Source organism: Microcoleus sp. FACHB-1515, from assembly GCF_014696105.1.
Taxonomy (GTDB): domain Bacteria; phylum Cyanobacteriota; class Cyanobacteriia; order Elainellales; family Elainellaceae; genus JAAUTJ01.
Genome location: NZ_JACJPO010000066.1, coordinates 13,466 through 33,883, shown reverse-complemented (window position 1 = coordinate 33,883; position 20,418 = coordinate 13,466). Strand labels below are relative to the sequence as shown.

Below are 20,418 nucleotides of genomic sequence, written 5' to 3'. Positions count from 1 at the left end.
ATTGAATATTGCAAAAATTTAGTCTTGCCAGCCTGCGGACAAAATTCGCCGCTTCAGTTTGTCACAATAGAATGTCAGCGCATTGAGTCAGGAGCGATCGCATGGGTTCGGAAGTCTTGCCCGGTCTAAGCTTTCCCTTGGGAGCGACCGTACAAGCCGGGGGAGTGAATTTTTGCCTCTACTCAAAATATGCAACAGCGATCGATTTGCTCCTGTTCGATCAGTCGAGTGACCCAAAACCCAATCGCGTCATTCACCTTACGCCGAAGCCGCACCGGACGCATCACTATTGGCATGTGTTTGTTCCCGGATTGGCAGCAGGTCAGGTGTATGCGTATCGCGCTCACGGGTTGTTTGCGCCGGATCGTGGCCTGCGGTTTGATGCGGAAAAAGTGCTGATTGATCCGTATGCGCGGGCGATCGTCAATACCGAAAATTACGATCGACGGGCGGCGAGTCGTCCCGGTGACAATTGCGCTCAGGCGTTGCGCGGCGTGGTCGTTGATCCAAACAGCTACGACTGGGAAGGCGATCTGCCGCTGTGCAAACCTTATGCGAAAACGGTCGTTTATGAAATGCATGTCGGTGGGTTTACGCGCAATCCGAATTCCGGCGTGGAATCGGAGAAGCGCGGCACGTTTGCGGGACTGATTGAGAAAATTCCCCATCTGAAAGAGTTGGGGGTGACGGCGGTTGAACTGTTGCCGATTCATCAGTTTGACGAGCAAGATGTGCGACCGGGATTGAAGAATGTTTGGGGCTATAGCACGATCGCTTTCTTCGCGCCGCACAGCGCTTACAGTTCCCGCCGCGATCCGCTGGGTGCGGTGGACGAATTCCGCGACATGGTGAAAGCCTTGCACAAAGCGGGAATCGAAGTGATTTTGGATGTCGTCTTCAATCACACGGCAGAAGGCGATCAGCAAGGGCCAACGCTTTCATTTCGCGGACTGGCAAACTCGTCCTATTACATTCTCGACTCTGAAAATCCAGCTTTTTACAGCAACTATTCTGGCTGCGGCAACAGCGTCAAGGCCAATCACGCGGTTGTCGCCCGGATGATTCTCGACTGCCTGCAATATTGGGTTGCGGAAATGCACGTAGACGGCTTTCGGTTTGATCTCGCGTCGGCACTGGCACGAGGCGGAACAGGCGCTCTATTGGAAGAACCGCCGATCTTGTGGTCGATCGATTCCAACCCGATCCTGGTCAACGCCAAGATGATCGCGGAAGCGTGGGATGCGGCAGGGCTGTATCAGGTGGGGTCGTTTGCAGGCGATCGATTTGCGGAGTGGAATGGGCCATTTCGCGATGAGGTGCGGCGATTTGTGCGGGGCGATCGCGGTATGGTGCGAAATTTGGCGTTTCGGCTGCTGGGCAGTCCCGACATTTATCCGCAGCCGGATCGCGAACCCAATCACAGCATCAACTTTGTCACCTGTCATGACGGCTTCACGCTGAATGATTTGGTGTCTTACGATCGCAAGCACAATCAGGCGAATCGAGAAGGCAATCGCGACGGCAGCAACGACAATCACAGTTGGAACTGCGGCGTCGAAGGCGCAACGACCGATCCGAAGATTGAAGCGCTCCGGCTGAGGCAAATCAAGAATTTGTTTACGATTACGCTGGTGTCGCAGGGAACGCCGATGCTGCTGATGGGTGATGAGGTGCGGCGATCGCAAGGCGGCAACAACAACGCCTACTGTCAAGACCAACTGAACTGGTTCGACTGGAACGCTGTCGAGCAGCAAGGAGATCTGCTGCGATTTGTGAAAAGGTTGATTCACTTTACGCAGTCGCTCGAAATCTTGCAGCAAGAGCGCATTTTGGAAGTCACCTTCGGCAGTCAAGATCCGTATTTGGTGTGGCACGGCGTCCGCTTGGGCAAACCGGACTGGAGCGAACATTCCCACAGCCTCGCCTTGACGCTGCACCACCCGGAAGCGGGCGAACACCTGCACATCATTTTGAATGCTTACTGGGAGCCGCTGAAGTTTGAACTGCCGCCGCTCGATCGAGCCGAAGCTTGGTATCGCGTTGTGGATACGAGCCTACCTAGCCCGAATGATTTTGCGGATGAGCCGCCAATCATCAAAAGTCCCACGTATGCCGCCGAAGCTCGATCGAGCGTGATTTTGATGGTGCGATCGAAATGAGCATCGATTTTCGCAATGTCAATACAATCTGGACATCCGTTTTAGTTGAAACGCTGGCACGACTGGGACTGCGATCGGCAATTATTTGTCCAGGATCGCGATCGGCTCCGCTCGCAATTGCATTTGCTCAACATCCACAGATCGAAGCAATTCCCGTTTTGGATGAGCGATCGGCCAGCTTTTTTGCGCTGGGAATGGGGCGATCGGGTCATCGGCCTGTCGCGATTGTCTGTTCGTCTGGGACGGCTGGTGCAAACTTTTTCATGGCTGTAATTGAAGCGCATGAAAGCCGAGTGCCGCTGCTGGTGCTGACTGCCGATCGCCCGCCGGAACTACGCGACTGCAATGCTGGACAAACGATCGATCAGCAAAAGCTTTATGGGGGCTATCCGAACTGGTATCACGAAGTTAGTTTGCCTGCGATCGATCGATCGCTGCTGGCCTATCTGCGCCAAACGGTGATTTTTGCCTGGGAGCGATCGCAGTATCCGATCGCTGGAGCGGTTCACTTAAATTTGCCGTTTCGCGATCCGCTCGCTCCGATCGAACAAGCCGCCGCCCGTGAGTTCGCTTTACCTGAGAATTTCTTTGATTCAGTTGCCTCAGTTCTACCGAGTGCGCCTGCTGTGCAGATGGATTGGCCGCAGGTCGATCGCGGAATCATCGTTGCAGGTGTGGCTCAGCCTGCGAATGGCGAAGCGTATTGCCAGTCGATCGCGCATCTGGCTAAACATCTGGGCTATCCGGTTTTGGCAGAAGGCTTGTCGCCCGTCCGCAATTTTGCCGCGCTCAATCCGTATCTCATCTCGACTTATGATTTGATTTTGCGACAGGTGAATTTTGCCTCGGAACTTGCACCCGCTGTTGTGATTCGCGTCGGGGAAATGCCGACAAGTAAGATTTTGCGGCAGTGGATCACGCAAACGCAGCCGCGCCAGTATGTGATCGATTGGGGCGATCTCAACCTTGATCCGACGCATGGATTCACGACGCATCTGCGCGGATCGATCGAGGCTTTGATTTTGCCGGAACCGCAGCCGCCGAGCGAGTATCTGTGGCGCTGGTGTGAACTGGAAGGGCAGGTGCGCGATCGCCTCGACACTTGCTTGAGCGAAATTGATTGGCTATTTGAAGGCAAAACGGCCTGGATGCTCTCGCAGCATTTGCCGCCCGATACGCCGCTGTTTATCGCCAACAGTATGCCTGTACGAGATGTTGAGTGGTTTTGGCGTCCGGGAAATTTGCAGATTCGATCGCACTTTAATCGGGGCGCAAACGGCATCGACGGGACGCTGTCAACTGCTTTGGGCATGGCTCACTGTCAAGCTCCGAGCGTTTTGCTGACGGGCGATCTTGCCTTTTTGCATGACACAAACGGCTTGCTGTTGCGCCGTCACTTTGTGGGCAGTTTGACGATCGTGCTGCTCAACAATAATGGCGGCGGCATTTTTCAGAATTTGCCGATCGCCCGGTTCGATCCGCCGTTTGAGGAATTTTTCGCTACGCCGCAGGACGTTGATTTCGCGCAGTTGTGTCGAACTTATAGAGTTGAGCATGAAGCGATCGCCAACTGGAGACACTTGCAGGAGCGGCTCAGCCAGCTTCCGGCCAGCGGGATTCGCGTTTTGGAGGTGAGGTGCGATCGCGTCCGGGATGCGGCTTGGCGGCGGCAGTGGCTCGATCGAATCGCGCAATTTTGAAGTTGGGCTGGGCGGATTTCCGATCCGACTTGGAGCGGATGGGTTGGATGAAAGCCTTTGATTTTGTGAAGAATTGCGCTGTTTGGGGGAGGGTGCGATCGCCGTCAGTTGCCGTTGCCATTCGACTACTTGCGGCTGAATTTACGAACTTAATCGCTAGAATTGTCAGTGACGCTGGCGTACTTCGGCTGCTGCAAATTGCACAGGGCTGGGGTACGCTCGGATGTAACTTACTGCTAGCTCCGCGACGTGCCGCTAGCAAGATGAATTGCAGTTTTTGAAGGAAGCACTGGTGCGTAATGCCTGACGAAGAAAAGCAAATTGAAACCCCAGAAGCAACAGCGGCAGAATCGACTCCTGAAGCCGCAACGGACGCAAGCGCAAACGGCCCGTCGCTAGAGTTTGCCGATATCGGCATTGATGAAGGTGACAATGCTGAGCCAGAAATCAGCGCTCAGCTTGCCGCGCAGATTGATGGGCTAAAAGCGCAGGTTGAAGAGCGCACTCAGCAGTACATGCGGATCGCCGCTGATTTCGACAATTTCCGCAAGCGGACGCAAAAGGAAAAAGAAGATCTAGAGCAGCAAATTAAGTGCGCCACGATCGTTGAGCTGCTTCCGGTTGTGGACAATTTTGAGCGGGCGCGATCGCAAATCAAGCCGCAGACCGACGCCGAGATGAACATTCACAAGAGCTATCAAAGCGTGTACAAGCAGCTTGTGGATTGTCTCAAGCGAATTGGCGTTGCGCCGATGCGATCGGAAGGGAAGGAGTTTGATCCGAATCTGCATGAAGCCGTTTTGCGTGAACCGACGAATGCCTATCCGGAAGGAACGGTCGTTGAAGAACTGGTGCGCGGCTATGTGCTGGGCGATCGCGTGCTGCGCCATGCGATGGTGAAAGTTGCCGCCGCGCCTGAACCTGGAGTAACGTCTGAAGAGGATTATCAAGGAGCGACCGAGTCATAGAATAGAATATCCGTATTTGTACGGCTCTGATAGCTTCAACAAGATTTAACCAAAGCTGATCGAATTCCCGAACAATTGCGGAATACTTACTTAGACTCGCTTAGAAATGAGTTCATCAACTTTGCATCTCCTGCACTCATTCACTTGAAAACGTTCACCGCCGCGAAAAATGGGAAAAGTCATCGGGATTGACCTGGGCACAACCAATAGCTGTGTCGCCGTGCTGGAAGGCGGCAAGCCAATTGTCATTGCCAATGCCGAGGGTGGCCGCACCACACCAAGCATTGTCGGATTTGACAAAAAAGCTGAACGCCTTGTCGGTCAACTCGCCAAGCGGCAGGCCGTCACCAATGCCGAAAATACCGTCTACAGCATTAAGCGCTTTATCGGACGTCGCTGGGACGACACGGCAGTAGAGCGGACGCGCGTTCCCTACACAAGCATTCGCGGCAAAGACGATACGGTGGATGTGCAAATTCGCGGACGCGCCTACACGCCGCAGGAAATTTCGGCGATGATTCTGCAAAAGCTGAAGCAGGATGCTGAAAATTACCTGGGTGAACCTGCCACGCAAGCTGTGATCACGGTTCCGGCCTATTTCACGGATGCTCAGCGGCAGGCAACCAAGGATGCAGGCACGATCGCCGGATTAGAAGTGCTGCGAATCATCAACGAACCAACGGCGGCAGCGCTTTCCTACGGACTTGATAAGCAAGACCAAGACCAGTGCGTCCTTGTTTTCGACTTGGGCGGCGGCACGTTCGACGTATCTGTGCTGCAACTGGGCGATGGTGTGTTCGAGGTGAAGGCCACATCGGGCAATAATCATCTGGGCGGCGATGACTTTGATAACGCTTTGGTGCGCTGGCTGATCGACAGCTTCCGTGAAGAAGAAGGCATTGATTTGTCGATCGACAAGATGGCGTTGCAGCGACTTCGCGACGCGGCAGAACGTGCCAAAATCGAGCTGTCGAGCATGATGACGACGACGATTAATTTGCCGTTTATCACGGCGGATGACACGGGGCCGAAGCATCTGGAAATGGAGCTGACGCGAGCCAAGTTTGAAGAACTGGTGCGCGATTTGGTGGAAAGCACGATCGAACCTGTGAATCAGGCACTCAAAGATGCCGATCTAACGCCTGACCAAATCGATCGCATCATTTTGGTGGGCGGCTCGACGCGGATTCCCGCTGTGCAAGAAGCGATTCGCAAATTCTTCAACGGCAAAACGCCGGATCGATCGGTGAATCCAGATGAAGCGGTGGCGCTGGGCGCGGCGATTCAAGGTGGCGTGTTGGGCGGTGAAGTCAAGGATCTATTGCTGCTGGATGTGACACCGCTGTCGCTGGGGATTGAAACGCTGGGCGAAGTGTTCTCCAAGGTGATCGATCGCAATACGACAATTCCCACCAGCCGCACGCAAGTTTTCTCGACCGCGACGGACGGGCAAACTTCGGTTGAAATTCACGTCCTACAAGGCGAGCGGGCGATGGCAAAAGACAACAAGAGCCTGGGCAAATTTCAGCTTACGGGCATTCCGCCTGCACCGAGAGGTGTGCCGCAGATCGAAGTGTCGTTTGAAATTGACGCGAACGGCATTTTGCAGGTGTCGGCTCGTGACAAAGGCACAGGCCACGAGCAAAGCGTGCGAATTAGCAACACGGGCGGGCTGAGCGCTTCAGAAATTGAGCGGATGCGCCAGGATGCCGAACTGTTTGCGGAAGATGATGAGCAGCGCAAGCGCCTGAGCGAATTGCGGAACGAAGCGGAAGCCTTGTTCTACAACTATGACGCGACGCTGCGCGATCACGGCAGCATGATCAATGAAGATCTCAAGGCGGAAGCGAAAGAAAAGGTTGCCGAGTTGCGAGTTGCGATTGGCGATCGATCGATCTCGGTTGACACGATGAAGCAGCGCGTAAGTGCGCTGCGTGACATGCTGTATACGATTGGAGCAGCCGTCTATCAGCGCGATCAAAGCAGCAGTGACGAAACGGCTTACACGGACAACGGCGACGGCACAACCAGCTACTACGACAGCGATTCTACCTCGATCGATGGCAGTGCCGAAGATTACGATTTTGGTAGCGATGATACGGTGACGGCTGACTACGAGGCAGTTGACTAGATTAGAGTGTAGGGTATTAGTTAAGGGAACTGTGACCGCTACGCCTGCCTGCTAATTGATTCGATTTCATCCCCCTTTAGTTCTTCATAACACCCCGCCCTATGGCTCGTGACTACTACGAAATTCTTGGTGTCGCTCGTGATGCGGACAAGGAAGCGATCAAGCAGGCTTATCGTCGTCTTGCTCGTAAGTATCATCCTGATGTGAATAAGGAAGATGGAGCCGAAGAGCGATTTAAGGAGATCAATCGCGCTTATGAAGTGCTGTCTGAGCCGGAAACGCGATCGCGCTACGATCGATTTGGCGAAGCAGGTGTCGGGTCTGCCGCCGGAGCGGGCTATCAAGATTTCGGCGACATGGGCGGCTTTGCCGATATCTTTGAGAGCTTCTTCAATGGATTTTCAGGCGGTGTCGGACAGTCGGCGCGGCGGCGAACCGGTCCTGTCCGGGGTGACGATCTGCGGCTAGATCTGAAGCTGGACTTTCGCGAGGCCGTGTTCGGCGGCGAAAAAGAAATTCGCATCTCGCATTTGGAAACCTGCAACACCTGCACCGGATCAGGCGCAAAACCTGGAACGAAGCCGCGCGGCTGCTCGACCTGTGGCGGCAGCGGTCAGGTGCGGCGAGCAACTCGTACACCGTTTGGCAGCTTCACGCAGGTTTCGGCCTGTCCGACCTGCAACGGCAGCGGTCAGGTGATCGAGGATAAGTGCGAAGTGTGCGGCGGCAGCGGCCAAAAGCAAGAGCAGAAAAAGCTGAAAATTACGATTCCGGCGGGTGTGGATAACGGAACGCGCCTGCGCGTTTCGTCGGAGGGCGATGCTGGACAGCGCGGTGGCCCACCCGGAGATCTCTACGTCTATCTGTTTGTGAACGAAGACGCGGAGTTTCAGCGCGACGGCATCAACATTCTGTCAGAACTGCCGATTAGCTATTTGCAGGCAATTTTGGGAGCGCGGGTTGAGGTAAATACGGTGGACGGGCCAGTTGAGGTGACAATCGCCCCCGGCACTCAGCCCAACACGATTCTCACGCTGGAAAATCGCGGCGTCCCCCGCTTGGGCAATTCGGTGAGTCGTGGCGATCACCTCGTGACGGTGACGATCGATATTCCCAGCAAGATTAGTGCCGAGGAGCGCGAACTGCTCGAAAAGCTGGCGAAAATTCGGGGCGATCGCGTTGGCAAAGGTAAAGAAGGTTTTTTAGGCAATCTGTTTCGATGAGTGCTTCTTCCCCGGATGCTCAGCTTGATTTGCGCGGCACACCCTGTCCGATCAACTTTGTGCGAACGAAACTGCGATTAGAGCAACTGTCTCCGGGCAGTCTGCTAGAAGTTTGGCTTGATCCAGGTGAACCGATTGAGCAGGTTCCTGACAGTCTGACGATGGCGGGCTATGCGGTTGAGCAGATCGAAGATCGATCGGATTTCTTTGTTCTTAGTGTGCGCCGTCCTGCTGCATGAGCGTTGAAGCGATCGATTCTGCTGCGCTGGTCGGTACTGTTTTGGCTGTGCAGGCAAACTACTACTGGGTGAAGCTGGATGCGCCGCCAGCGAGACAAGCGAAAACGCTGCTGTGTACGCGCCGAACTCGTCTGAAGAAAATCGGTCAGCAGGTGATGGTGGGCGATCGCGTCCAGATTGAAGAACCGGACTGGGCAGACAAACGAGCGGCGATTGCCCAGGTGTTTCCGAGACAGACAGAACTCGATCGGCCACCGATCGCGAATGCCGACCAAATTTTGCTCGTTTTTGCCTTAGCGGAACCGACGCTAGAGCCAATTCAGCTCAGCCGATTTTTGGTGAAGGCGGAATCGACCGCGCTCACGGTAGGCGTTTGTTTGAGTAAGTGCGATTTGGTTTCGGCTGAGGTGCAGGCGAGTTGGCGCGATCGCTTGCGCTGCTGGGGCTATGAGTCGATTTTAATTAGCACTCGGACTTCAAACGGATTGGAGCCGCTGCGCGAGCGGCTGAAGCAAAATACCACTGTCATTTCTGGGCCGTCGGGTGTGGGTAAATCCAGCTTGATTAATCAGCTTGTGCCCACTGTCGATCAGCGAGTCAGTGCGGTCTCAGGTAAGTTGGGACGCGGACGGCATACGACGCGCCATGTTGAACTGTTTGAACTGCCGGACGGCGGCTTGTTGGCAGACACGCCCGGATTCAATCAGCCCGATCTCGACTGCAAACCGATCGAACTTGCTCAACTGTTTCCCGAAGCGCGATCGCGACTGGCAAACGCAAGCTGTCAGTTTAGCGACTGCCTGCATCGAGACGAGCCGAACTGTGCAGTGCGGGGCGACTGGGAGCGCTATGCTCACTATCTGAGCTTTTTGGAGGAGGCGATCGATCGGCAGGCAGCACTCGATCGCCAGCGCGAAGCGGAATCGACGCTGAAACGCAAAACGACCGAATTGGGACAAGCGCAGTATGAGCCGAAGCTTGCCACCAAAAAATATCGTCGTCCCTCGCGCCGGACGGAAAAGCAAACGCTAGAAAATCTCTATCAAGATTTGGATACGGCGAATTCTGACGGTGAGGAGTAAGACGTTAAGCGGTTCTTGCAAGTTTGCCGTCTTCGATGCAGATGATACGGACAGTGTCGAGAATGCGGTTGCCGTGTGTAGCGAGCGGCACAGTACAGTCCTCTTCTGGGGCGAGCCGCTGAATCAGTAGTGCCTAGATTAATACATCTAGAAAAGGGAAGATTCCTGTTATTTTATTGAGCGATCGCTTTGTTCTGGCTTGAATAGAAACGGCAAAAAAGATTAATTTTTCCTGTAATTCCTTGGATCTATTCCTTTTGGACGTATCGCGCTCGGAATGCGCTGACTAATGTACTGATAGTTTCTGGCTGTCCTCCATGCTTCAAATTCCAGGAATCTTTGGGATTGTCACCTACTGGCAGTTCGCGAAATCAATTCGCCTGCTGGTATTTGTGGCAATGAAGTTTCTCGCAACGAGTTGGCGATCGTTTAGCAACCTGTCGGAAGCGATTCGCTCGGACGATCGCTTTGCCGATGTGTCAGAAAATTGTTTCATCGGCTGCTAACCCAAAATTAACCTTCCTGCCCTATTGCTGTTGTTGATTGCAAAAAATCGCGATTTCTTGCTGATAGCATCTATGCAAGTTTTTGTTGAGAAGCTGTTAGTAGAAATTAGTTTGGCGCTTTGCTGCGATCGCATTTCACTGAAATTCTTGTTTGAACCAGGCAAATCTCATGAGTATTGTTGAAGCAAAATGCACGGCCACCGACACCATTTTTCACGTGGAAGGCTACGAAAAGATCGAGTTTGATTTGCAGCTTATTGACGGAGTTTTTGAAATCGAAAATTCTTGTTTGGCTGAAAGCTACAAGAATTTTGGCCGCTGTTTGGCTGTGGTTGATCACAACGTCAATCGGCTTTATGGCCTGCAAATGCAAGAATATTTTCAGCATTACGGCATTGATCTAACGATTTTTTCAATCCAAATTGAAGAGCCTGCAAAGACGATGGCAACTTTGGAGGCGATCGTTGATGCTTTCGCCAATTTTGGCCTTGTTCGCAAAGAACCTGTCCTTGTTGTCGGTGGCGGTTTGGTTCTCGATGTGGCCGGATTTGCCTGCGCCACCTATCGCCGCAGCACGAATTTTATTCGCGTTCCCACCACTTTAATTGGTCTGATTGATGCCGGAGTTGCCATTAAGGTTGCGGTCAATCACGGTAAGTTGAAAAATCGATTGGGTGCGTATCATCCGCCGAAGCAAGTTTTGCTTGATTTCTCTTTTCTAAGAACCTTGCCAACCGATCAGGTACGCAACGGGATGGCGGAACTGGTAAAAATTGCCGTTGTCGCCAATGCAGAAGTTTTTAATCTGTTGGATCAGTATGCAGAAGAACTGCTGAGTACGCACTTTGGCTATCTCGGCGGCAGCGAAGAACTCAAGGCGGCGGCACATCGAATCAACTACGAATCGATCAAAACGATGCTGGAGTTGGAGACGCCAAACCTACATGAACTGATGCTCGATCGCGTCATCGCCTACGGCCACACTTGGAGTCCAACCCTTGAACTTGCGCCGAGTGTCCCCCTCCTGCACGGTCACGCCGTCAATATTGACATGGCCTTGTCTGCGACGATCGCCGCCCGACGCGGATACATCACGACTCAAGATCGCGATCGCATCCTGACGCTGATGAGCCGTTTGGGACTGGCGATCGATCATCCGCTGCTGGATGGCGAAATGCTGTGGTATGCAACTCAATCAATTACCCAAACGCGAGACGGATTGCAAAGAGCCGCCGTGCCGCGTCCGATCGGAGAATGTTTCTTCATCAACGACTTTACGCGGGAAGAACTCGAAGCGGCCTTGGGCGAACACAAGCAGCTCTGTCAAACCTATCCGCGTCAGGGTGCAGGCGTGGATGCGTATATCGGCAGCACTCAGCCGGATCTAGTCGGGAGCGCATCATGACGGGGACGATCGATTGCGTGGCAGGCGATCCGGTGCGTCCCGTCACGCCCTTGGGAATTCTGGTCGAGCAGCTTGAGGCGATCGTTTCTCAGGCCGAACAAGCCGCAATTTCTGCCGAGCTAATGTCAAAACTGCGAACTGCCTACCAGCTAGCAGCCGGACTCGATCCGTATGTGGAGGACTGCACGACGGCAGAATCGGCGGATTTGGAGGCGATCGCGACTTGCACCCGCAATGAACGCTGGAGTGAGCGATTTAGCGACGGAGAAACGGTTCGGCAGCTTGAGCAGGAAATGCTTTCCGGCCATGTGGAAGGTCAGGCGTTGAAGATGTTCGTCTCCATGACGCGAGCCAAGCGCATTCTCGATATCGGCATGTTCACAGGCTATTCGGCTTTGGCAATGGCGGAAGCCTTACCGCCTGACGGAACGCTGTTGGCCTGCGAAGTCGATTCTTATGTGGCAGAAATGGCGCGATCGCTGTTCGATCGATCGCTGCACGGCAGCAAAATTGAGATTGCGATCGCGCCTGCCCTCGAAACGCTCAGGAAGCTAGCCGCATCGGGCGAAACGTTTGATTTCGTCTTCATCGATGCCGACAAAAAAGAGTATGTGCAGTATTTTCAAGTCCTGCTCGACTCGAATTTACTTCCGCCTGACGGTTTCATCTGCGTGGATAACACTTTGCTGCAAGGTCAGGCGTATTTGCCGAATCCGTCTGCAAATGGAGCGGCGATCCGAGAGTTCAATCGAGTTGTTCAGAGTGATCCGCGAGTGGAACAGGTTTTGCTTCCTCTGCGCGATGGCGTCACGCTGATTCGCCGCGTGTCGTAATTTGAGCAATGCACTCTCGCTCCGTTGCCCATGCACCCGGAAATCAATTTCCGGGCGAGACCAAAACGAAGCTAGGTTTGACCAATGAAAAATTTTCAGTCGCGCATTGCGGCCATTTTTCAAAATTTAGCGACGCTGATCGCGCTGACGATCGCCCTTCCGTTCAACCTCAGCCTTGTCTTGGGCGCACTGATGGGAAATTGGCTGCGCGGCAATTCGATCGATTTCCCGCAAACCGATCGTCCTAAAACCATTCTGCTCACGGGCGGCAAGATGACGAAAGCGCTGCAACTGGCGCGATCGTTTCACAAAGTCGGCCATCGCGTGATTTTGGCAGAAACGCACAAGTACTGGCTGACAGGGCATCGATTTTCCAAGGCAGTCGATCGCTTCTACACGATTCCCGCGCCGCAAAAAGACCCGGAGGGATATGTGGAAGCGTTGCTGGCGATCGTCAAGCAAGAGTCGGTGGATGTTTACGTTCCGGTGTGCAGTCCGGTGCAAAGCTACTACGATTCGCTGGCGAAATCTGTTTTGTCTGGTGCGTGTGAAGTGTTTCACTTTGACCCCGACGTGACGCAAATGTTAGACGATAAGTTTGCGTTTGCGGAGGCGGCGAGGGCGATCGATCTCTCAGTTCCCAAGTCCTATTTGATCACCAATCCTCAGCAAGTTCTTGACTTCGATTTTTCCAGTGAAACGCGCCCTTACATCCTCAAAAGCATTCCTTACGATTCGGTTCGCCGACTCAATTTAACCAAGCTGCCCTGTCCGACTCGTGAAGAAACCGAGGCATTTGTTCGCAGTTTGCCGATTAGCGAAGAAAAGCCTTGGATTATGCAGGAATTCATTCGTGGTCAGGAATACTGTACGCACAGTACGGTAAGAAATGGCGAATTGCGATTACATTGCTGCTGCGAATCTTCGGCCTTTCAGGTGAATTATGAGCAGGTTGATCAGCCGGAAATTTTGCAGTGGGTGAGCAAGTTTGTGAAGGCGCAAAATCTGAGCGGTCAGGCGTCGTTCGATTTTATTCAGGCGGAAGATGGGTCGGTGTATGCGATCGAGTGCAACCCTCGCACTCACTCGGCAATCACAATGTTCTACAACCATCCCGGAGTTGCCGATGCCTACCTCAGTGATGAACCGTTGCCTGTACCGTTGGAACCATTGCCATCCAGCAAGCCGACTTACTGGATTTATCACGAAGTTTGGCGATTAAATGAGGTGCGATCGCTATCTGACCTCAAACGCTGGTGGCAAACGATTCGCCAAGGCAAAGACGCGATTTTTGAATCGGATGATCCGCTGCCTTTTCTGATGGTTCATCACTGGCAAATTCCGCTTCTTCTACTCGATAACCTTCGTCGTATGGCTGGCTGGATTCGCATCGATTTTAACATCGGCAAACTTGTCGAACTTGGCGGCGATTAACTTTTCAACCCCCGATTCTTATGACCACAACTCCCTTATCGATCGCTCCCACCTTAGAAGCCAAACGCAAAATCTTCAACATGATTCAGGCGTTTTGGCAAAGTCAATGTTTGTATGTGGCAACGAAATTAGGCATCTTCAATTTGCTGCATGATGAAGGTGCACAGTCGGCAGAAACGCTGGCGGAAAAAACCGATACGAAGGTCGATCGCCTCTATGTCGTCCTCCGCGCTCTGGCTCACCTTGAAGTGTTAGAAGAAAGACCGGATCGCATCTTCGCCCTGACTGAAACTTCTGCTTTATTAGTAACAAATCGGGGGCCATCGATCGGACATTTCGCGATGCACATTACCGAGCCTGCCCAGTGGGATGCTTGGAATCAGCTTGAAGCGGCTTTGCATACGGGAGAAGTTGCTTTTGAGCGGGCAAACGGCAAGTCGGTTTATGACTTTTGCCAGGATGATCCCTGGAGCGGCGATGTGTTCATGAACGCGATGAGCTTTTTGACCGATCACGCCGTTGATGCGCTTTTGGAGGTGTATGACTTCGATCGCTTCCCGACGATCATGGATGTCGGCGGCGGACAAGGCGGCTTGATTGGCTCGATCGTCAAGCGATTTGGCTGCAAGGGAATGTTGTTTGATGTGCCTTACGTGACGGCAACGGCTCCGGGTTATCTAGAGAAATTGGGTGTTCCGTTTGGGGCGATCGACATCATTTCAGGTGACGTATTCGAGGCGGTTCCGACTGGGGCAGATGCGATCGTGATGAAATACTTCATCTCGGCTTGGAACGATGACGACGCCCGGATTATTTTGAAAAACTGCCGCGCCGCCCTGCCGCCTCACGGCAAAATTGTTCTCTTGCAAGCGTTTGTCCCTGAATTAGACGATCCTAAAGCTGCGCCAGATGGGATTATGCCGGGACTATTTGCGGTTCAAATTATGGTTTCGGTTCCGGGTGGCGCGTGGCGGACGCGATCGCAATTCAAAAAGCTGTTTGAAGAATGCGGCTTTAAGCTGGAGAAAACGGTTGATACGGGCACGAATCTATCGGCGATGGAATTTGGGTTAGCGTGATGCAGGTTGAAACTTCGGTAAAAAGCGATCGATCCACCTTCGCTCCCGTCATCCTCGCAGGTCTGTTGCTCGGCATCGGGCAAGGCGGCTTCTTCGACGGAATTGTGCTGCATCAATTGCTCCAGTGGCATCATATGTTTACGAATGTTGTCACTGAAGACACGGTTAAGGGTCTGGAGATCAATAACTTAGGTGATGGTCTGTTTCATGCCTTTGATTGGGTGATGACAATTGCGGGAACGATCGCGCTTTGGCGAGCCGGAAGCCGCCCTGATGCCGTTTGGTCTACAGGTGCATTCGTCGGCTCGATTTTGATGGGATTCGGCTTATTCAACCTGGTTGAGGGCATCATCGATCACCACATTTTACAAATCCATCATGTTAAAGCCGGAGTCAATCAGCTTGCGTGGGATCTGGGATTTCTGGCGATCGGACTTGCGCTCATTATCGGCGGTTGGCTACTCGTTCAGCGAGCGCGTTCTCAAGATTCAAACATCAATCAATAGCTTCACAATATGGCTGATGAAGTTATTTACAAAACAGACCTCAAGCAGGTCGATTGGCAACAGATGAAATCGACCCTGGCAAGTGATGCTTTTAACAATGGACGGAATGCAAGCCAGCTTCAAAAATTGTTTGAGAATAGTTATGCTGCCGTGATTGCTTATGTGGGCGATCGCATCATTGGCACGGCTCGCGCTCTTTCTGATGGCGTTTGTAATGCCTACATTGTTGATGTTTGGACGCTTAGCCAATATCGAAAACAAGGAATTGCTAGCGCCATGATGAAGCTGCTTTTAGCAAAACTTGAAGGACAGCATGTTTATCTATTTACCAATGACTCGGTTGAGTTTTATCAAAAGCTTGGCTTTGAAGTTCAACCGACAGGACTTGGAATGGTTGTCGGCCAATGGTTACAGAACAAAAACTTAAACTAACCTTTTTATCGATCGATGGCTTGGCATCCTTTTAATAAATACTGCTGGGATTTCTGGTTTGCATGGCATGAAGGCGTTCTGCACGTGTTTTATCTGCAAGCCGATCGCCTTGTCTGCGCCTACAATGCCGATCGCCGTCACAATGAGGCTTCGATCGGTCATGCTGTGATGACGCCTTATGGCTGGCAAGAGCTTGATCCCGATCGCCCTGCTTTGTCTCATAGCGAAGATGGCTGGGATAGTCTCGCGATTTGGACGGGCAGCATCATCGCGCATGACGGACTGAACTATCTCGTTTATTCGGCACGAAAGCGGGGCGATCGCCTGATTGAGCAGCCTTATGAACGGCGTTTGCCGCAGAATATTGGGATCGCGACCTCGATCGATTTGCAGCACTGGACGCGGACGCCTGCGAGCGAAACTGCTCCTGTGATCCCGAATCCGGGGACGGATAGCAAGTTTGACGGAATTAACTGGCGCGATCCATATGTGATTCGCGATGAGGTGGATGGGCAGTTTTACGCTTTTATCACGACGCATCTTCAGGGCGAGGGCGCGAACTCGAATGCCGCGATCGCTTTTGCCACTTCTCCCGACCTGACGAATTGGAAATCTGATTACGGCATTCTGTGGGCGACGCAGGAATTTTACCTAGCCGAAGTGCCGCAGGTGTTTTGGCGAAAGTTTGGCGATTATTGGCGACTGTATCTCGTGTTTAGCCCGCACTGGAGTCCGTTTTTTGCCCAGAAAACGCAGGTTGGTGTGACATTTTATGTGCGATCGCAGCCGATCGATCGCACAACCGCTTCCTACAGCGCGATTCCCTGGGAAGACGAACCCGCTAATTTGCTCAGCGACGGACTGTTTGCCGGAAAAATTATCGACCCCGAAACAGCAGAACATCCGGCCTTTTTCGGCTTCCAAAAAGAAGATCCGGGCGGGCATTTCGTCGGCGGCATTTCTGATCCCCACTGGATTACGTTTGATGCGGGCGATCGAATGTTCCTCAGCCGCACCCACCCCACCTTCCCCTACCTCGCCGCCACTTCCAATGCAGCTTCATCCCTTCCAACGTCGAATTCTCAGCCAGCTTGAAGCCTTACCGACTGGCGTTTCTGAACTGGTGAAAGCCAGCTTGGTCGAGCGGGGTCAGGTGCGATTGGGCGATGCCGTCACGGGGATCTTGCGATCGCTCCGTCCTAAACAGCCGATGAACTGGGATCCTTGGATTCTCAAAACGGGCGATGTTTACCGCTTGTTTTATCTGCGCGGCTTAGAAGGCCAAGTTCCTTGGTGGACGGTGAGCAATTTGCACGGGGCAGTTTCCAAAGATTTGGAAAACTGGCAGGATTTGGGGACGCTACTGAAACCGGAGCCGAATCACGCTTGGGAATCGGGGCGGATTTGTGCGGGCTGTGCGTATGAGGAAGATGGCGTTCTCTACCTGTTCTATTCAGCGGGGGGAAAGGAAATGCCGGATCTCAGGAATGAAGCGATCGCCCTTGCCACCTCAACAGACGGCATCCACTGGCAGCGTTATCCGCATGGATGGCCGCTGATCCCCGATGAGCAAGATGAGTGGTACGGTCGCTGCAATTTGACTCAGCACTTCCACTGGCGCGATCCGTATCTGTTCAAAGATCCGCAAGATGGCCGCTACTACATGTTCATTTGTGCCAGCGCGAAGACGCCGGGAAATTTTCAGGGCTGCGTCGGATTGGCGGTCAGTGATTCGATCGCAGGCTCTTACGAAATTCTGCCGCCCGTTGCCGCTCCGACTGTAGAAACTGCGGAGAAGTGGCCGTACTACCACATGGAGCGACCGCAAGTTTTTTACAAAGATGGCCGCTATCACTTATTTTTCTCGTGCTTTCGCATCTACCTCAATCCTAGTTGGTTGAATCAAGTGAACTCGCGCAAAATCACGAATTCGACGCTGTACTGGTACGTTTCCGATCAGGTGACGGGGCCGTATCGTCCAATGTTTGCGGATGAATCGCCCAGAGGAGGCGTAGCCATCGTGCCGGGAAGCGATCGCGTCGGCATGTACGGCATGAATTTTTTGCCTGTTGACGATGGCTATGCCTCCTCTGGGCATCTCGACGAGTTCATCGCTTACGGCTGGTATCACCGTTTGCATACGCTTGGTGTTTCTTCGGCGCTGCGAGCAAGCTGGACAGAGCCAGAAGAAATTGGGCTGTTTTTTCGCAAAGGGATGGGTAAGTAAATCAGCGGTGCGATCGTCTAGGCTGTGTTTTCAAACCGCTTGATCCTCCCCAACGAGGGAGCCGAACCACTCAAAGTCCCCCTTATCAAGGGGACAGAGGGATCTCCGTTAGGCAATCTAACCACTAGGAGGTTGTAAAACACACCCTAGAGGCTCATACCGTGCTTCGGTTCTGTACGAAACAGTTTCTCGGTCAGCGGGCTGCGACGATCGATCACGAACTGGCTGATTTGCGATTCACAAGGAGGCGATCGTGCGATTGCATCAGTTTTCGATCGAGTGGCTACCTGGTCTGCTGCCGCTGGTGAAGGCGCATCAGCAGGCTGGGCAGCAGCTGGATAATCTCTGTGGAACGTATTGGGCGGCAATTTTGCTGGCGGCGATCGGGCGAAACGTGACGCCTGCTGAGATCGCTCGGCTGGCAGGTTCAACGCTGCCGACGGGCGATCCGGCTAGCTGGCTTCCTTCAGGTGCCGTCTCGCGACAAGATTATGGTTTGACTTTGCCGATCGCCGCTGATCCGGCTTTGGCTGGAACTTCGGTTCAAGGTTTGGATGCTGCGGTTCTGATGGCATCTGGAGGTGCATATCGATTTGTGCCGCTGCAAGCGCAGTGGACGGCAGAGCGAGTGTTTGATCTGATGGATTTTTGCCGCGATCGATCGCTTGTTCCTTTGGGCAATCTGCGTACCGATCATCTGTGGGGTGCAGGGTTGGGTGTGGCGGATGCGATCGCTTATCTCAACGGTGAGACGATCGCCCCGCCGCCGCCAGATTGGAAGGTCGGCCACTTCCTGCTGGCCGGAACGGTGACAGGGGCAGCGCAAGAGTGTTCCGATCGATCGCTTGTTCTCGTTTGCGACACCTACCCGATGTTTGGCTGGCAGGGATATTATTTGCAGGCGGCGGAGGCGATCGCGAAAGCACTCGATCGCGGCGATGGCTACGGTGGCGGCGTGCTGCTATTTGTTGCCAGCAAAGATTACATGACGATCGCGCAGGCGGCGATCGATCGCGGCTTTGTCGTTGAGTTTTGGGATAATGGCAGTCCAATTCCGGCAGGCGGCTAGTAAACCTCTAGGTATTCTTTTTGCTCCCAGTCGGTGACGTGCGCGTGGAAGCGGGCAAGCTCAAACTGTTTGACGGTGGTGAATAAATGCACAAAGTCTTCGCCCAACAGTGATCGCATCTCGGTGTCTGCGGATAAGCTGGCGATCGCTGCTTCCAGATCGGGGGGCAGTTTTGGGAAAGCGGGGTCGTCTTCGCTGGGGCCGTCGCTCATTGGCTGAAGCTGTGCTGCCTGTTGGATGCCGAGCAATCCGGCGGCCAGCGTTGCTGCGGCGCTGAGGTAGGGATTGCTTAGTCCTGATCCGGCTCGCATTTCCAGATGTGTGCCTTCGTCACGAGTCGCCTTGACGCGCACTAGGGCTGTGCGGTCTTCGATGCCCCAGCTTATGTTGGACGGGGCGAAGGTGTGGGGCTTGAGGCGGCGGTAGCAGTTGGGCGTGGGACCAATCAGCGGCATCATGGCAGGCGCGTGGTTGAGAATGCCTTGGGTGAACGATCGCGCCAGGTTCGAGAGGCCATCGGGATCATCGAGATCGAGAAAGGCGTTTTGTCCGGTCGATCGATCGATCAGGCTGATGTGAAAGTGACAGCAGCATCCGGCGCGATCGGAGAACGGCTTTGACATGAAGGAAGCGAGATAGCCGAGCCGATGGGCGATTTCTTTGACTGCTGTTTTGAAGGTGAAGGCTTTATCGGCGGCAGCGATGCCAACGCTGGCTCCGAAGTTGATCTCGAACTGGGATGGGGCGTATTCGCAGTTGTGGGTGATGACATCAACTCCGGCTTGACGCAGATAGTCGAGGAGGCGATCGAGTTCGGGGATGTACTGGTTGCGGATGTGGTTGAAGATGTGCAGCCCGTCGAACAAGGGTTCTTGCGTTTCGGCAGACAGCAGATAGAACTCGAATTCGTGTCCCATCATTACGTCAAAACCCAGGTCGGCAGCTTTCGCCAGGAGTGATTTGAGGACGTAGCGCGGCGCGACGGTCAAGGGTTCGGCGGCACTCCAGTAGGGATCGCAGATGACTTTGGCGGTGCGATCGAGCCAGGGAACCGAAGCTAGGGTGTTGAGATCTGGGAAGAGCAGGTGATCGCGATATTTGCGTTCGGCGTGCAGTCCGGCTCTGGGAACGACCATTGAGGCCGTGTCGAGGGCGAGTGTGCCGCCGTAGAAGTTGAGTCCTTTGCGCGTGTAGGCTTCGACTTTGTCGATCGGGACGACTTTGAGCCGCGAGACGCCGTGCAGATCCGGCAGTTCAAACCGCAAATATTCGACTGAGCGATCGCGGAGCGTTGCCATAAAGTCAGCGATGCGATCGTTGATGGCATCTGCTGCTGTCATTTCCATCACCATAACCCTTCCTCCGATTCTCAAACTCTGGACATGGGTGGTTGTGGGGACGCTTCGCTGTGCGCCCCCGAACAGT

Annotated in this window: 18 protein-coding genes; 17 read left to right on the top strand and 1 reads right to left on the bottom strand. The window is 53.6% G+C overall.

Annotation, left to right across the window (positions count from 1 at the left end; translation table 11 throughout):
- Positions 1 to 101: 101 nt before the first annotated feature.
- The 17 genes from glgX (at position 102) to H6F67_RS22280 (ending at position 18,993) form a co-directional block, all read left to right on the top strand.
- Entirely contained in the window at positions 102 to 2,159 is a 2,058-nt protein-coding gene (glgX, locus tag H6F67_RS22360; protein WP_190768864.1) for a glycogen debranching protein GlgX, read from the top strand.
- The gene (gene menD / locus H6F67_RS22355; protein WP_190768863.1) at positions 2,156 to 3,859 is read left to right on the top strand and encodes a 2-succinyl-5-enolpyruvyl-6-hydroxy-3-cyclohexene-1-carboxylic-acid synthase; all 1,704 of its coding nucleotides are present in this window, start codon (positions 2,156 to 2,158) and stop codon (positions 3,857 to 3,859) included. The genes glgX and menD overlap by 4 nt, the downstream gene beginning before the upstream one ends.
- Before the next feature lie 299 nt (positions 3,860 to 4,158).
- On the top strand, positions 4,159 to 4,827 hold the full coding sequence (gene grpE / locus H6F67_RS22350) for a nucleotide exchange factor GrpE (protein ID WP_190768862.1): 669 nt from the start codon (positions 4,159 to 4,161) through the stop codon (positions 4,825 to 4,827).
- A gap of 169 nt (positions 4,828 to 4,996) precedes the next feature.
- Positions 4,997 to 6,958, top strand: coding sequence for a molecular chaperone DnaK (gene dnaK / locus H6F67_RS22345; RefSeq protein ID WP_190768861.1), 1,962 nt, complete (start codon positions 4,997 to 4,999; stop codon positions 6,956 to 6,958).
- Between the two features lie 101 nt (positions 6,959 to 7,059).
- Positions 7,060 to 8,181 (top strand): molecular chaperone DnaJ, encoded by a 1,122-nt coding sequence (dnaJ, locus tag H6F67_RS22340; RefSeq protein ID WP_190768860.1) that lies wholly within the window; start codon positions 7,060 to 7,062, stop codon positions 8,179 to 8,181.
- Entirely contained in the window at positions 8,178 to 8,420 is a 243-nt protein-coding gene (locus H6F67_RS22335) for a sulfurtransferase TusA family protein (RefSeq protein WP_190768859.1), read from the top strand. Before dnaJ ends, H6F67_RS22335 begins: the two co-directional genes overlap by 4 nt.
- On the top strand, positions 8,417 to 9,502 hold the full coding sequence (gene rsgA / locus H6F67_RS22330) for a small ribosomal subunit biogenesis GTPase RsgA (protein ID WP_190768858.1): 1,086 nt from the start codon (positions 8,417 to 8,419) through the stop codon (positions 9,500 to 9,502). The genes H6F67_RS22335 and rsgA overlap by 4 nt, the downstream gene beginning before the upstream one ends.
- 317 nt (positions 9,503 to 9,819) lie before the next feature.
- Entirely contained in the window at positions 9,820 to 10,008 is a 189-nt protein-coding gene (locus tag H6F67_RS22325; protein WP_190768857.1) for a hypothetical protein, read from the top strand.
- A 169-nt stretch (positions 10,009 to 10,177) separates the two neighbouring features.
- The gene (locus H6F67_RS22320; protein ID WP_190768856.1) at positions 10,178 to 11,413 is read left to right on the top strand and encodes a sedoheptulose 7-phosphate cyclase; all 1,236 of its coding nucleotides are present in this window, start codon (positions 10,178 to 10,180) and stop codon (positions 11,411 to 11,413) included.
- Entirely contained in the window at positions 11,410 to 12,246 is an 837-nt protein-coding gene (locus tag H6F67_RS22315; protein ID WP_190768855.1) for an O-methyltransferase, read from the top strand. Before H6F67_RS22320 ends, H6F67_RS22315 begins: the two co-directional genes overlap by 4 nt.
- Positions 12,247 to 12,330: 84 nt before the next feature.
- Positions 12,331 to 13,680, top strand: a complete 1,350-nt coding sequence (locus H6F67_RS22310) for an ATP-grasp enzyme (RefSeq protein WP_190768854.1) — start codon at positions 12,331 to 12,333, stop codon at positions 13,678 to 13,680.
- 20 nt (positions 13,681 to 13,700) lie between these two features.
- Positions 13,701 to 14,759, top strand: coding sequence for a methyltransferase (locus tag H6F67_RS22305; RefSeq protein ID WP_190768853.1), 1,059 nt, complete (start codon positions 13,701 to 13,703; stop codon positions 14,757 to 14,759).
- Complete coding sequence (locus H6F67_RS22300; protein ID WP_190768852.1) at positions 14,759 to 15,265, top strand: DUF2243 domain-containing protein; 507 nt, start codon at positions 14,759 to 14,761, stop codon at positions 15,263 to 15,265. Before H6F67_RS22305 ends, H6F67_RS22300 begins: the two co-directional genes overlap by 1 nt.
- A gap of 9 nt (positions 15,266 to 15,274) precedes the next feature.
- Entirely contained in the window at positions 15,275 to 15,697 is a 423-nt protein-coding gene (locus H6F67_RS22295) for a GNAT family N-acetyltransferase (RefSeq protein ID WP_190768851.1), read from the top strand.
- Between the two features lie 15 nt (positions 15,698 to 15,712).
- Positions 15,713 to 16,792: a hypothetical protein gene (locus H6F67_RS22290; RefSeq protein ID WP_190768850.1), complete on the top strand. Its 1,080-nt coding sequence runs from the start codon at positions 15,713 to 15,715 to the stop codon at positions 16,790 to 16,792.
- Positions 16,749 to 17,924 (top strand): family 43 glycosylhydrolase, encoded by a 1,176-nt coding sequence (locus tag H6F67_RS22285; protein WP_190768849.1) that lies wholly within the window; start codon positions 16,749 to 16,751, stop codon positions 17,922 to 17,924. Before H6F67_RS22290 ends, H6F67_RS22285 begins: the two co-directional genes overlap by 44 nt.
- A 253-nt stretch (positions 17,925 to 18,177) precedes the next feature.
- Positions 18,178 to 18,993 carry a DUF6885 family protein gene (locus H6F67_RS22280; RefSeq protein WP_190768848.1) on the top strand — a complete coding sequence of 272 codons (816 nt, stop codon included), beginning with the start codon at positions 18,178 to 18,180 and terminating at the stop codon, positions 18,991 to 18,993.
- On the opposite strand, the gene H6F67_RS22275 is transcribed toward H6F67_RS22280, so the two are convergent.
- Positions 18,990 to 20,345, bottom strand: a complete 1,356-nt coding sequence (locus H6F67_RS22275; protein WP_199304582.1) for a glutamine synthetase family protein — start codon at positions 20,343 to 20,345, stop codon at positions 18,990 to 18,992. The two genes, H6F67_RS22280 and H6F67_RS22275, sit on opposite strands and share 4 nt — an antisense overlap.
- Positions 20,346 to 20,418: the final 73 nt, after the last annotated feature.